We start from the raw sequence: 14,268 nt of genomic DNA, 5'->3' as shown, positions 1-14,268 counted from the left end.
CCCCCGCTTCGTCCCGGGCCGCGTCCTCGTGAAGTTCCGGCCAGCCCCCCAGGGCAAGGCCTCTTCCGTCAGCGCGCCCATGACGCTCCATGGCCTGACGTTCCAGCAGGCGGACGTCCTTTCCGGGGGCACGGAGCTCTGGACGCTCGCGTCCAACGAAGCGCTGACGAACAAGTCCGTGGCCGAGCAGGAGTCCCTCACCACTGCCGCCGTGGAGGATCTCCGCCTGCGCGCCGACGTGGAATACGCGCACGTGGACCCTTACATGGACTACCTGTCCGAGCCCGTTGACCCGTACTACGGCCTGCAATGGCACTACCCCGCCATTCACCTGCCAGAGGCCTGGCAGACCGTCACCGGCAACGTGAAGATCGCCGTCCTGGACTCCGGGCGGCTCGCGCACCCGGACCTCGATGATCGCTGGGGGCAAGGCCACGACTTCGGCTACGAGCAGCCGAATGTCTCCGACCCGGACCCGACCTCCGACGGCCGATGGCACCACGGCCTGGCGGTGGCCGGAATCCTGGGCGCGAAGTGGGACAACTACGGCGTCGCGGGAGTCTGCAGGGATTGCCCTCTCATGCCCGTGAAGATCTCCTCGACCGCCGACCGCCCCATCATGAGCAACGTGACCAAGGCCATCAACTGGGCCGTCCTGAACGGGGCCAAGGTCATCAACATGAGCTTCGGAACCCTGGAGCCCACTGAAGAGCGCTGCGTCGACTTTCCGTTGTTGCAGCAAGCCGTCACCGACGCCATCCAGGCCGGCGTGGTGGTGGTCGCCGCGGCGGGCAATGACAATCGCGACCCCAGCGTGGTGATACCCGCGTCCTGTCAGGGGGTCATCACCGTGGCCGCGACCATGCCGAACGGGCACCTGGCCCCCTACAGCAACAGGGGTCCCCGAGTGACCATCACCGCGCCCGGCGGAGGCCCGGATGTCTACGGCAATGGGCTGCTCTGCGACGACCCCACTCCGATGGGGCCCTATAATGGGCTGGGTGGAAGCGTGACGGCCTGGGCCGTGTCCAAGCCCGGCCCCACGGTGTTCGGGGCGGACTTCTGCCACCGCTACATCTCCGGCACGTCCTTCGCCGCGCCCCACGTCGCGGGGGTCGCCGCGCTCATCATGACCCAGCGCCCCCACTGGACCGTCGCCCAGGTGACCCAGCGGCTCCTCCAGTCCGTGAATGCCGTCCCCGGATGCCCGGCGAACACGTGCGGCGCCGGCATGCTGGATGCCTCCAAGGCGGTCATCACGCCCCTCCTGATTCCCTCCCCCACGTGTGAGTCGATTCCCGGCACCGCGACGAACACGAGCACCTTCTCCTGCACCGTCCCCTGGCCCTTTGGAGGAGTCACGCCCTACACCCAGTCCTGGTCCAGCATCGCCAACCTCACCATCGAGAACTCCACCTCCATCTCGGTGGCGGGCACGTGCACGCCGGGCACTGACGCGACGGTGAGATTCACCGTCAGCGACAGTGAGGCAACCACCCTCTCACGAGATGTCAGCTTCCGCTGCGCCACGCCCGCCCTGGACGCGAGGCTCGTGTTCCAGCGGGTCGACTCCACCATGCAGGCTGACCGCATCTACAACATCACCGTGATGATGCAGAACACGGGGACCGAGCCCTGGACCGCCGCGACAGGATTCAGGCTCCAGGCCATCGAGCCCGTCAACAACACGTCGTTCTGGGGACTGGACCGCGTCCAGTTGGAGCCCGGTGAGGTCATCAGGCGCTTCGAGACCAAGACCTTCCTGTTCGCCATCAGGACGCCGTACGAGTTGGGCACCTATCCCTTCCAGTGGCGGATGATGAAGGAGGGACATGGCCTGTTCGGTGCGCCCTCGTTCTTGACTCAAATCAACGTCACGGTGCCGTTCCGGGACTCGGCCTTCGTCCGTCAGTCCGTGCCCACCACAGTGGTGGCGGGGAGCACCTTCCACGCCACCTTCACGATGAAGAACACGGGCAGCGACACCTGGACCATGGCCACGTTCTATCGGCTGGGCTCCCAGCCGGCGACGAGCAGCGTGTGGGGACACCAGCGCATCTACCTCAACCCGACGGACTCGGCGGCTCGCGGTCAGGAGCTGACCTTCTCCACGATGCTCACCGCGCCCACCACGCCCGGTCCCTACACGATGTACTGGCGGATGGTTCAGGATGGGTTCGACACCCCGGTCTACTTCGGCGCATTCACCGAACCCATCACCATCAACGTCACGCTGCCGCCGCGGGACGCGGTCGTCGTCAGCCAGTCCGGCCCCACCACCGTGATGGCGGGCACTTCCTTCGTCTACGACGTCACGTTGCGCAACACGGGCACCCTGCCCTGGCGCGCCGACACCGGCTTCTCCCTCCGCAACCTGTTCCCTGAATGGAGCAACTCCAACGGAGCCCTGGCCCCCGGCGAAGAGGTGGCGCCCGGCGCGGAGAAGACCTTCCACGTCACCGTCAACGCGCCCACGCAGGTCCGCTCCTACGCGCTGCGGTGGCAGATGTGGCAGACCCAGGCCGGAGGCTTCGGGCAGTCCTCGCCGCTGACCTTCATCCAGGTCATTCCTCGCACCGACGCGACTTTCGTCGGGCAGACGGTCCCCGCTCGCGTGGAGCCTGGGCAGAGCTTCCCCGTCACCGTCACGATGAAGAACTCGGGCGACACGACCTGGGGTGACAGCGCCATCGTCCACCTGGCCCCGCTCCCCAATCTCCAGGGCAACAACTGGGGGCACGTGTCCGTCACCCTGGAGCCGGGGGACCGCGTCAAACCCGGCGACGAGCGGACCTTCAGCTTCACGGCCACCGCGCCCACCACGACCCAGGGCCCTCACGCCTTCCAGTGGCGGATGCGCATGCAGACCGCACCGGGGACCTTCAGTCACATGGGTGAGTCCTCGGCCCTGGTGAACATCCTCGTGGCGGACCGCTGCTACTGCCCGCCCGGTGATGTCTGCCAGGACATCAACTGCACGCCGCCGGTGGAGATGTAGCCCCGAGCGTTCAAGCGAAGCCCGAAGAACCCCGCCGCGCGCGCCCTTTCATACAGGGACGCGCGCGGCGCGGCGCGAGAGACACTCCGCTCACGGGAGTTCTCCCGAGCCACGCGGTCGGAGCTGGGCGTCGTGAGGTGGACAGGACCACGCCCTCGGGGCGCGATGGGCGCCGTGCCTCGCACGCACCAGTCTCCTGGGCCTGTCCACGAATGGAGCAGGCCCATGCAGCGCAGGAACTTCCTTCGACTCACCGCGATGAGCAGCGGACTGCTCGTCCTCGGGCCCGGCTTCTGGCGTGCGGCCTATGCGGCCCCCTCGCGGCCCGGCCCTGGCCCCTATGGCGCCCTCTCCGGGACACCGGATGCACAGGGCCTGCGACTTCCCGCGGGCTTCACCTCTCGCATCGTCGCTCGCACGAACGAGGTCGTCCCTGGCACGGACTACACCTGGCATGGCAGCCCCGATGGTGGCACCTGCTTTCCCACCGGTGACTGGGGCTGGGTCTACACCTCCAACAGCGAATTGCCCCTGCTCGGCGGTGCCTCCGCGCTCCGCTTCGACGGCGGCGGTGGCGTGGTGGGCGCGTACCGCATCCTCGGTGGGACGATCGCCAACTGCGCGGGAGGGCCAACGCCCTGGAGCACGTGGCTGTCCTGTGAGGAATGGGATGGCGGACACGTGTGGGAATGCGACCCGCTGAATCCCTCGCAGGGCCAGCGTCGCGCCGCGCTGGGCACCTTCGCGCATGAGGCCGTGGCGGTGGACCCCGTGGGACGCCGGCTGTACCTGACGGAGGACCGCCCTCATGGGCGCTTCTACCGCTTCACGCCGTCCCAGTGGCCGTCGCTCGCGGCGGGCACGCTCGAGGCCGCGCGGTTGTCCGGCAACGCGCTGGAAGGCACCGCGTCCTTCAGCTGGACGAAGGTCTCCGCGTCGAGCCCCGCGTGGCTCCAGACCGCGCGGTTCTGGACCACCGCGTTCGATGGCGGCGAGGGCTGCTGGTACGACAGCGGCACCGTCTACTTCACCACCAAGGGCGACAACCGCGTCTGGGCCCACACGCCCTCCACCGGACAGGTGGAGATCCTCTACGACGACAACCTCTTCCCGGACTCACCCCTGCACGGCGTGGACAACATCACCGTGTCTCGCTCGGGGGACCTCTACGTGGCCGAGGACGGGGATGACCTCCAGCTCTGCCTCATCACCCCTCAGCCGGAGCGCGTGGTCTCGCCCTTTCTCCAGCTCGAAGGCCATGGAGGCTCGGAGCTCACCGGTCCCGCGTTCAGTCCGGATGGGCACCGGCTGTACTTCAGCTCGCAGCGCGGCACGAACGGCCAGGGCGTCACCTTCGAGGTGCGTGGGCCCTTCCGCTGAAGACACACCCGCGCGGCGCGGTCATTCCTCGCCGCGCGGGGCCGTCACGACGGGGTTCGTCAGGGCGAGTAGTAGAACGCCGAGCCCCAGAAGAAGCCCGACTTCCCACTGGGAGGCGTGCCGAGGTAGCAGTTGGCGCCGTCGAACCAGCCCGCCTCACACACGTTGTTCGGGCCGCGCGTCATGTAATAGTTGTTGGCGTGCATGAAGGGCGAGCCGTCACCCGCCGGCATCGAAGCCACGTAGCAGTTGGCGCCATCGAAGGTCGCGTCGACAGTGGTCCCGTTCCAGACAACGTCGCCCGGGCACGCGTCCCCGGCCACGAACACCACGAAGCTGGACGAGCAGACCGTCTGGCCCGCGGTGTTGGCGACATTCATGGTGACGGTCGACCAGCGGCCCGGGAGCGCCCCGGGGGCCATGATGAAGCTCATATACATCGTCGTCGAGGAGCCGATGAAGCCCTTCGTGCCATTGCTCCAGCTCACGCCAGGCACCGCGCTGAACGCCATGTTGATGAGTCCCGCGCTCCCCGAGAAGGACGCGGTGATGATGTACGTCCCGTAGGCCAGCCCCGAGACATTGATGGTGTCGGAGTACGCCGCGCCAGGGGTGACGGTGGTGTTGGTCGGCCAGCTCGTACACTGGGCGTCCGCGCGACCGGGGGTAACTACGACGAGCGCCATGGCCACGGCGGCCCCGAACAGCCAACCGCGAGACACACCACTGCGCGAGAGCAACGCTGAGGATGCAACGGACATACGGCCTCCTGGTGAAGTGAGACCCGCACTCTGCTGTGATTGAGCCGCCAAAGACAAGCCTGAATACAAATCATTCACGATGAGCCATCCAGGCCCTGTGACATGCCATGCTACAAGTCTGGCGTCGGCGTCGGGAATGAACAACAAAGACACTGTCTCTGTAGCACCCGACGCTACAACCAAGACATGTCCGTCAGGCGGCGTGCGTCCCAGGCTCGCGAGAAGGTGTCGACGACACGGAGCTGACACACGCAAGCCCCGACCGCCGCGAGAGACCGTCCTGCTGACTTCCCGGGAGGAGGTAGGGCCGGGCCTTCACGCACGGGCGGCCCCCGCGACGCTCGGACGCCCGCTCGGCGGGTGCCCACCATTCCCGAGCCGACGGCGGCCTGGATCGTCTACTCTGCCCCTTCCTCGGAAAGGTCGGTGCTTGTCGCATGGGTGGTGGTCGTGAGCTCTCGCCAGTTCTCCTCGTGGGCGCCGGAACCGGCGAAGCCACGTGCGGCATCCTCTACCTGGCAAGCTACCTGCGACGCGGCGGCATCGAGGCCTTCGTGCGGCTGTACGACGGCGATGAGACGGACGCGGAGGTGGTGGCCTCGTTCGAGCGCCTCGTCGCCCGGGTCCGCCCACGACTGGTGGGCATCAGCCTCAAGTGGTTCCACCACGTGGACCGCGCGCTGCTCATCGCCCGGACGCTCCGGAAGATAGACCCCGGGATTCGCATCGTCGTGGGCGGCAACTCCGCGTCGTACTGGTGGAGGGAGCTGCACGCGTTCGACTTCATCGACCATGTCGTCCTGGGCGATGGCGAGGTGCCGCTGCTGGCCATCTGCCAGGGCGAGCCCTCCCCGCCCAACTGCGTGACGCGCTCCCCCTCGGGAACGTCTCGCAGACTGCCCCTGTCGTACATCCAGGGGGCCACCAACACCGAGGACATCTACTACTCGCACTTCAACGAGCTCTTCCTGAGCCAGCTGGACCGCAACTCGTTCTCCGGTTGGGTCGCGCCGGGCAAGGGCTGCGGAGAGAACTGCCTCTACTGCGGCGGGGCCCGAGGCAACCAGAAGGCGGCCTTCGGGCGCGCGAAGCCGTTCCTGCGCTCCGAGCAGAGCGTGCGTCGGGACCACCAGGAGATCGCCCCCCAGACGTGGCAGATGCGCTACGACTTCGCGGGCAGCACCGCGGAGTTCCTGGGGAGCACCTGGGCGGGCGTGGACCTCTCCAAGCACTGCTGCACGTACTTCCTGTGGGGCGTGCCACGCCTGGAGCTCGTCGCCGAGCTGGCCCGGACCTTCAAGCGCGTCTACATGGTCATCGACATCGGCTGCTTCTCCGAACAACAGCGCCTGGAGCAGATGGGCAAGGGCCTGCTCAAGCCGTGCGCGAAGGACCGGGAGCTGCTCGACGTCATCGACGCCTGTCACCGCCATCCGAACCTGGACATGGAGATCTCCGGCATCGGAGGCCTGCCCTTCACCAGCAAGGCCGCGCTGGCGGAGGAGCTGCGACTGGTGGAGCGCGTCATCAGCCTCGACTGCGTGGTGGGCTATCAACGGCTCGAGGCGCAGCCCGGCGCCCTGGTCACCGAACATCCCGCGCGCTTCGACATGGTGACCGAAGCGAAGACGTTCACGGAGTTCCTCGACTACTTCGAGCAGCGCGAGCCCGGCGACGTGTCGGTGCCGATGATTCGCTTCCGGGACGCGGAGCTGGAGGCCGCCGTGCAGCGCAACTCCGACCAGGTGGACGCGCTCGCCTGGAAGCACCGCGACACGCGGCGCAGCGTCGCCGTCAATGGACGGACGCGGCTGCTGAACACCTCGCCTTCGACTCAGCGATTCACGCTGGGGGACTGGCTGGGACACCACCGTGCTCCCGCCAAGGTGGCCCAGGAGCCCGTGACGGTCCTCCGCTCGGTCGACGGCATCACCCTGACGTGCGCGCCGACGGTGAGCCCTCGCAAGTTCTCCGACCCGACACTCGTCCAGGGACAGGACGGGGCCATCCTGCTCGCCGCCCTGGCCGCCTTCGAGCAGCCCGCGACGGTCTCCAGCGCCGTGACACAACTGGGGACGAAGGCGCGGCTGGACCCGCACTCCGCGCGCGAAGTGATTGACCACCTGGTGGACGGCCGCTTCCTCCAGCCGGCGTAGCCGCGACGGGTCAACATCCGAGCCGCCCACGCCCCAGAAAGGGCGCGTCGACGCCAGGAATCTGGCGTATGGAGCCACCCATGGCGCGGAACATCGATGGAACCGAGATCAGCCGGGTGATGCGGGCCGAGATGGCCCAGCAAGTCGCGGAGCTCCAGGCCGCGGGAGTCACCCCTGGCCTCTCGGTGGTGCTGGTGGGCAACAACCCCGCGAGCCAGGCCTATGTCGCGAGCAAGACGCGCGCCTGTGAGACGCTCGGGATGAAGGGCCAGACGCTGAACCTGCCCGAGGACGTGTCCAAGGAAGAGCTGTTCGCGGTCATCGACCGGCTGAACTCGGACGCGACGGTCCACGGCATCCTCGTCCAGCTCCCCCTCCCCGCGCACCTCCCCTACAAGGCCGTCCTGGAGCACATCCACCCGGACAAGGACGTGGACGGTTTCCATCCCCAGAACGCCGGACTGGCCTTCGTGGGCGACCCGCGCGCCTTCATCCCCTGCACCCCCGCTGGCATCCTGGAGATGCTGCGTCGCGAGAACATCCCGACCCGGGGCAAGCACGTGGTCATCGTGGGACGCAGCCTCATCGTCAGCAAGCCGCTGGCCTCGCTCCTGATGGCCCCCGGCCCGGACGCCACCGTCACCATCACCCACCGGCACACCCCCGACCTCGCCGCGTTCACCCGGCAGGCCGACATCCTCATCGTCGCGGTGGGCAAGCAGAACCTCATCACCGCGGACATGGTGAAGCCCGGCGTGGTGGTCATCGACGTGGGGCAGAACCGCGTCCCCGATGCCAGCTCGGCGCGAGGCTTCAAGATGGTCGGCGACGTGGACTTCGACGCCGTCAGCCAGGTCGCCGAGGCCATCACCCCCGTGCCGGGGGGCGTCGGCCCGATGACCATCACCATGCTGCTCGCGAACACCCTCCAGGCCGCGCGGGCCCGCGTGACGCGAAGCCAGCCGTCGTAGGGCGGGAGTCCGCGACCGGGAGCCAGCAGGAGACACGGGGGCGCGCCACGTCCTCGGAGGCCACGGAAGAAACCCGGTCTCCGGGTGAATATCCGCCCGCGCATTTCGTCGGGAAGCGCACAAAAGCTCGCTCCCTGGCACGCCGGGCCGGCCTGTGCCTCCTCGTGAAACTCCCCCATGAAGAACCCTGTCCTCGCCGCTGTCGGGCTGTGCCTCTGGCTTGTCACTCCTGGCACCGTCCTCGCCGCACCCCGCGCCTTCGACTTCTCCTCCCGTGGACGTTCCACCCGAGTGACGGAGTCACGGCCCTTCTTCGGGCAGCGCCTCATGGCGGAGGGCAACCGCCTGCGCGCCCTCTCCGTCGATGGACACACGTCGAGCAGCGATGTGATTCCCACGCACGTCTGGCTGGTGCCCTTGATTCTCACCGGCGCGGGGCTCGCCGCTGGCATCGCGGTCTGCGCCGCGCACGACGCGGGCGGAGAGGGCTGTGGGACCAGCTTGCTGACGGGCATCATGTTGGGGCTGTCACTCGGAGCGGGCTATCTCAGACTCGTCACCGGGTCCGACTGGGACTGGGAGGACGACGAAGCCGCCGCCACCCGCACCCGGCTCAGCCTCCCCATGAAGCTCACGCCTTCGCTGGGCGTCGTCAATGACCGGGCGGTGCTCGGACTCGGGGGACACTTCTGACGCACTCGCGCGGCGCCTTCTCCCGAGCGTCCAATCAAAGACACTCATTCCAGGCGCACGGGACTTCTCCCGACATGTGAACGCAAACAGTCCGCCAGCGGATGAACTGCCCCTGGGGAATCCGTCTCCAGGGCACCTCTCCCGTCGCAATGCCACCATTCCCACGCCACATGCGCCCGGGACGGGCAGAGGAGACAATCCCATGCAATCGCACACGTTCGGCCGGAATCCCCGTCGTTTCATCCGCTCAGGTCTGCTGGGCCTGGGCTCCTTCCTGGTGCTTGGACTCGCGGCGGCGACGGTGCTGCTGACCCCCTCCGAGGCCTCGGCCGAGGACACCGCCGCGTGTCCCTGGTCGGGTGTCCTCTGCCTGTTCGACGGGCCTGACTTCACCGGCGCCGTCTGGAATGTCATGGCCTGGCCGCCGGGAGGTGCGGGGACATGCGTGGGCCTGCCCGAGCACGGTTGGGAGGACCGGGCCGTCTCCGCCATCAACACGAACAACGAGGCCGCGGCGCTGTTCCCCCACGAGAACTGCGAGGGTTATCCCCAGATGATTGAACCGGGCGCGCAGGTCAGCCCGCTCGACTTCGCGCCCAAGAGCGTCTGGGTCTACTGAGTCACCCGGCGCGCCGCGAGCCACGCCCTCGGCTCGCGGCGCACCCGCCCTGCGTGGGCTCCAGCTTTCCAGTGCCAGTCCTCCCGCGCCAGGTCTCGAAATCGAGCCGGCCGGCCCCACCACACGCCAGGATGCGAGGGGCGCGCACGGAGACTTCCGTCACGTCGCGCCCCCGTCCGAACCTCCGAATAGACAGACACCCCGCGAGGCGCCGTCCTTCGCCGCGAGTCACCGCGGAGGTGCATTGGCCCCAGCCCGGCTCTAGGCTCGGTCCCACGTGACTCCTCTTCGCCCCCCAAGGACAGCCTCCCGGATGACGCAACACGTCGAAAGGCATGCAGGACTTCGCGGGCCTCTTGTTGTTGACACTCCGCCAACAAGTTCCCATCATCACCGTCACAGGAGCAATGAGGCCCCAGCCATGAGCTACCAACACATCCGGTTCTCGGTCGCGGATCGGATCGCCACCCTCGAGCTGAACCGACCCGAAGCGCGCAATGGCTTCACGGTGACCATGGCGGACGAGCTGGCGGACGCGCTGTCCCAGGCGGACGCCAATGAAGCCGTGCGCGTCGTCGTCCTCACGGGGGCCGGCAAGGACTTCTGTGTGGGGGCGGACCTGAGCGGGCTGTCGTTCGAGGTCGCCAACAGCGCCCCTCCAGAGAACGGCTGGGTGGAGCCGGCGACGCGCGTGACGCGCCAGCTGTTCGCGCTGCGAAAGCCGGTCATCGCCGCCGTGCGGGGCGCCGCGGTGGGCGTGGGCTCCACCATGTTGCTGCCGGCGGACTTCCGCCTCGCCTCCAAGGACAGCCGCTTCGGCTTCGTGTTCAGCCGACGGGGCATCTATCCGGAGGCGGGCTCCAGCTGGTTCCTGCCTCGGCTGGTGGGCATGGGCCGCGCGCTCGACTGGATGGTGAGCGGCCGGCTCATCCCCGCCGAGGAGGCGCTGAGCGCGGGGCTGGTGCGCTCGCTCCATGAGCCCGACGCGGTGCTGGACGCCGCGTACACGCTGGCGCGCGAGCTGGTGGAAACCACCGCGCCCGTGTCCGTGGCCGTCATCCGTCAATCCCTCTACCGGATGAGCGCCCTGCCCTCCCCCGAGCAGGCCTTCGCGCTGGACAGCCAGCTCATCGCGACGCTGGGCCAGAGCCCGGATGCCATGGAGGGCGTCATGGCCTTCCTCCAGAAGCGGCCGCCGTCCTTCGCCCGCACCGTGGAGGAGGACCTGCCCACGTTCCTTCCGTGGCGGGAGCGTGAGTCATGAGCCCCGCGCCCGCGCCTCGCTGGAAGCGACTGGAACCGGACGCGCGCAGGGAGCAGATCCTCGAGTGCGCGATGCGCCTGTTCGGCGAGCGGCCCTACGCGGAGGTCTCCACCACGGACATCGCCAAGGAAGCCGGCGTCGCCCGGGGGCTGCTCAACCACTACTTCGGGCAGAAGCGGGACCTCTACCTGAAGGTCGTGAAGAGGATGCTGCTCATGCCCGGCCTCGAAGAGAAAGTCAGCCCGACGGGAACCCTGCGCCAACGCGTGGAGCGCAGCGTCGAGTGGTACCTGGACACGGTGGCGACGCACGGAAAGACGTACGTCGCCGTCACCGGCGCCGGCAGCATCGCGGACCCGGAGGTCGAACGCATCATCTCCGCGGCGGACGACGTGGCCGCGGCGAAGACGCTCGAGTTCCTCGGCATGAAGGTGGAGGTCGGCAGCGACGTCCGGCATCGCGCGATGATGCGCTCCTACGCAGGCATGGTGAAGGCCACCATCCGCGAATGGATTCGCGGTGGCACCCTCTCTCGCGAGGAGGCACACCTGCTCCTGAGCGAGTCGCTCATCACCATCGTCCGCGACGTCCTCCCCGAACTCACCTCACCCCAAGGTCGCGCCGAGCGGGGTGACGCTCCCGCCGTCAAGCCGGGAGCCCCGCGCGAAAAGGACGAAGGATGACCCAGAAACCACTCGCGGGACGCACGCTGCTGATGTCCGGAGGAAGCCGTGGAATCGGGCTGGCCATCGGCATCGCCGCGGGCCGGCTGGGCGCCAATGTCGTGCTCCTGGCGAAGACCGACACGCCGGACCCCCGGCTGCCGGGCACCGTGCACACGGCCGCGGACGAAATCCGCGCCGCGGGTGGCCATGCGCTCGCCGTGGTGGGCGACGTGCGTGAAGAGGCCGACGTGCAGCGCGCCGTCGACGAAGCCGTGGCGCGCTTCGGTGGCATCGACTTCTGCGTGAACAACGCGAGCGCGCTCGCTCCGCTGAAGACAGACGAACTGCCGCTCAAGCGCTTCGACCTGATGCAACAGATTCAGGTCCGGGGCACGTTCCTCCTGACGCGCACCGCGCTGCCGCACCTGCGCCGCTCCCCTCACCCGCACATCCTCTCGCTGTCGCCCCCCGTCAACCTGGCGCCGCACTGGCTGGGCAAGCACCCGGCGTACACCATGGCCAAGTACGGCATGACGCTGCTCACGCTCGGGTGGGCGGCGGAGTTCGCCGAGGCCGGCATCGCCGCCAACGCGCTCTGGCCCCGGACGCTCATCGCCACCGCCGCCGTGAAGAACCTGCTCGGGGGCGACTCGTCCATGCAGCGGGCCCGCGCGCCGGAAATCATGGCGGACGCGGCCGTGGCCATCCTCCAGCGCCGGCCCCGTGACTGCACCGGGCACACGTTCATCGACGAGGACGTCCTGCGCGCCGAAGGCATCACCGACTTCAGCCGCTACGGCGGCGGCCCCGACGTGATGTTGGACCTGTACGTCGACCCTTGAAGTGGAAGCCCGCTGAGAGTCGTTGGCCATCGCAGTGCTGGAGGTGCCCATGGGTACGTCGCTCGCAGACCTGGAGGCGCAGTGCCAATCCCTGGCGAACAAGCTCACCCTGCCGCTGTTGCTCAAGCGCAACGCGGAGGAGTTCGCGGACGCCCCCGCCCTCAGCGCCGGTGACTCCACGCACACGTGGGTCCAGTTGCGCGCGCGCACCGCCGCGCTGTCTCGCGGGCTGGGCGCGCTCGGCCTCCAGCGCGGCGAGCGGATGATGATCATGATGTCGAGCCGGCCCGAGCACTGGCTCATCGACTATGCCGCCGTCCACCTGGGCGCCATCCCCTGTACCGCGTACCAGACGCTGAGCAGCGAGCAGGTAGGCTACGTCGCCCAACACAGCGCGGCCACCGTCGTGGTGCTGGAGGGCGCGGAGGAGGTCGCCCGCTGGCGGCCCATCCTCAAGTCGCTCTTCGCGCTCAAGCGCGTCATCGTCATCGACGCGGCGGCGGTGCCCGCGGGCGACGCCCGCTACGTCTCCTTCGCGCAGTTGGAGGCCGACGGAGGACGGCTGCATCAGGAGGACCCCAGGGTCTTCGAGGAGAGCTGGCAGAGCATCCGCCCCGAGGACCCCATCGCGATGATGTACACCTCCGGCACCACCGGAGACCCCAAGGGCGTGGTGCTCAGCCACCGCAACGCCTTCTATGAAGCCGTCGCCGTGGACGTCGTGGTGCCCACGCCGATGCAGGTGCCGTCCATCGCCTACCTGCCGCTGGCGCACATCGCCGAGCGCGAGCTGGGCCTGTACCGCCTGCTCTACAAGGCGATGCACGTACACATCTGCGCGGACCCCGCGGGCGTGGTGCCGCTGATGGCCAAGGTGCGGCCCCCCGCGTTCTTCGGCGTGCCACGCGTCTGGGAGAAGCTCGCCGGCGGCCTCAAGGCGAAGCTGTCCACGCTGGAGGCGCCCCGACGCGACGCCATCCTCGCCGCGCACGCGACGGCGCTGGAGGCCTTCCGGCTGGAGGGCTCCGGCAAGAGCGTGCCGCCGGAGCTGGCGCAGAAGGTCGCGCTGATGGAAGAGAAGGTCCTCAAGCCCCTGCGCGCGACGCTGGGCCTGGACGCGCTGACGTGGGCGAGCAGCGGCTCGGCGCCCATCCCCGTGGAGGTGCTGGAATACCTGGGCGGCTTCGGCATCAAGGTGCTGGAGGTCTGGGGCATGAGCGAGACGACGGGCTGCGCCACCATCAACACGCCCTCGGAGTTCCGCGTGGGCGCGGTGGGCCGCCCGATCCCCGGGCTTCAAGTCCGGCTGGCGGCGGACGGGGAAATCTTCGTGCGAGGGCCCGTGCTGTTCCTGGGCTACCTGAGCGCGGACGGGCGGATTGAGAGCCCGGCGGACGCGGACGGCTGGCTCGCCACGGGCGACATCGGCACCGTCGATGACGAGGGCTACCTCACCATCACCGACCGCAAGAAGGAGCTCATCATCACCTCCAGCGGGAAGAACATCGCCCCGTCCCGCATCGAGGGAATGCTGCGCGCCCACCCGCTCGTCGGTCAGGCCATCGCCATTGGCGACGGCTGGCCTTTTGTGACGGCGCTCATCTGCCTGGACGCGGACGTCGCGCCCACGTGGGCCAAGGCGCGGGGCCTGCCGCCCCAGTCGCTCCTGGAGCTCACCCGCGAGCCGGCGGTCCGCTCCGAACTGGAAGCGCTCGTGGCCTCCATCAATGGCCGGCTCTCCCGCGCCGAACAGATCAAGCGCTTCGAGGTCGTCACGGAGGCCTGGGGTCCCGCGACGGGCGAACTCACCCCGACGCTGAAGCTCAAGCGCCGCGTGATTCTCAAGCAGTACGCGGAGCGCATCGCCACGTTCTACGAGAACGCCTGACACACCACCCGCCGCCTCCCTCACGAGTCCC

Annotated in this window: 11 protein-coding genes; 10 read left to right on the top strand and 1 reads right to left on the bottom strand. The window is 68.6% G+C overall.

Going from position 1 to position 14,268, the window contains the following annotated elements:
- On the top strand, window positions 1-2,998 hold a 2,998-nt coding region (locus FJV41_RS24550), incomplete at its 5' end, for a S8 family serine peptidase (protein ID WP_141644976.1).
- Window positions 2,999-3,223: 225 nt separating this feature from the next.
- Window positions 3,224-4,378 carry an alkaline phosphatase PhoX gene (locus tag FJV41_RS24545; protein ID WP_141644975.1) on the top strand — a complete coding sequence of 385 codons (1,155 nt, stop codon included), beginning with the start codon at window positions 3,224-3,226 and terminating at the stop codon, window positions 4,376-4,378.
- A 59-nt stretch (window positions 4,379-4,437) separates the two neighbouring features.
- On the opposite strand, the gene FJV41_RS24540 is transcribed toward FJV41_RS24545, so the two are convergent.
- Complete coding sequence (locus FJV41_RS24540) at window positions 4,438-5,139, bottom strand: hypothetical protein (RefSeq protein ID WP_141644974.1); 702 nt, start codon at window positions 5,137-5,139, stop codon at window positions 4,438-4,440.
- Between the two features lie 437 nt (window positions 5,140-5,576).
- Between FJV41_RS24540 and FJV41_RS24535 the strand changes: the two genes are divergently transcribed.
- The 8 genes from FJV41_RS24535 (at window position 5,577) to FJV41_RS24500 (ending at window position 14,237) form a co-directional block, all read left to right on the top strand.
- Window positions 5,577-7,295, top strand: coding sequence for a B12-binding domain-containing radical SAM protein (locus FJV41_RS24535; RefSeq protein ID WP_141644973.1), 1,719 nt, complete (start codon window positions 5,577-5,579; stop codon window positions 7,293-7,295).
- Between the two features lie 80 nt (window positions 7,296-7,375).
- Window positions 7,376-8,266: a bifunctional methylenetetrahydrofolate dehydrogenase/methenyltetrahydrofolate cyclohydrolase FolD gene (gene folD / locus FJV41_RS24530; protein WP_141644972.1), complete on the top strand. Its 891-nt coding sequence runs from the start codon at window positions 7,376-7,378 to the stop codon at window positions 8,264-8,266.
- 177 nt (window positions 8,267-8,443) lie between these two features.
- On the top strand, window positions 8,444-8,959 hold the full coding sequence (locus FJV41_RS24525; protein WP_141644971.1) for a hypothetical protein: 516 nt from the start codon (window positions 8,444-8,446) through the stop codon (window positions 8,957-8,959).
- 202 nt (window positions 8,960-9,161) lie between these two features.
- Complete coding sequence (locus tag FJV41_RS52465) at window positions 9,162-9,578, top strand: peptidase inhibitor family I36 protein (protein WP_181790900.1); 417 nt, start codon at window positions 9,162-9,164, stop codon at window positions 9,576-9,578.
- A gap of 421 nt (window positions 9,579-9,999) precedes the next feature.
- Window positions 10,000-10,842 (top strand): enoyl-CoA hydratase-related protein, encoded by an 843-nt coding sequence (locus FJV41_RS24515; RefSeq protein WP_141644969.1) that lies wholly within the window; start codon window positions 10,000-10,002, stop codon window positions 10,840-10,842.
- Window positions 10,839-11,525, top strand: coding sequence for a TetR/AcrR family transcriptional regulator (locus tag FJV41_RS24510; RefSeq protein WP_141644968.1), 687 nt, complete (start codon window positions 10,839-10,841; stop codon window positions 11,523-11,525). The genes FJV41_RS24515 and FJV41_RS24510 overlap by 4 nt, the downstream gene beginning before the upstream one ends.
- Window positions 11,522-12,349 (top strand): SDR family oxidoreductase, encoded by an 828-nt coding sequence (locus FJV41_RS24505; protein WP_141644967.1) that lies wholly within the window; start codon window positions 11,522-11,524, stop codon window positions 12,347-12,349. Before FJV41_RS24510 ends, FJV41_RS24505 begins: the two co-directional genes overlap by 4 nt.
- A gap of 49 nt (window positions 12,350-12,398) precedes the next feature.
- The gene (locus FJV41_RS24500; protein ID WP_141644966.1) at window positions 12,399-14,237 is read left to right on the top strand and encodes an AMP-dependent synthetase/ligase; all 1,839 of its coding nucleotides are present in this window, start codon (window positions 12,399-12,401) and stop codon (window positions 14,235-14,237) included.
- The last annotated feature ends 31 nt before the right edge of the window (window positions 14,238-14,268 follow it).

Origin of the sequence: Myxococcus llanfairpwllgwyngyllgogerychwyrndrobwllllantysiliogogogochensis (genome assembly GCF_006636215.1) — a bacterium.
GTDB classification, from domain to species: Bacteria; Myxococcota; Myxococcia; order Myxococcales; family Myxococcaceae; genus Myxococcus; species Myxococcus llanfairpwllgwyngyllgogerychwyrndrobwllllantysiliogogogochensis.
This window is presented reverse-complemented; position numbering and strand designations above follow the sequence as displayed.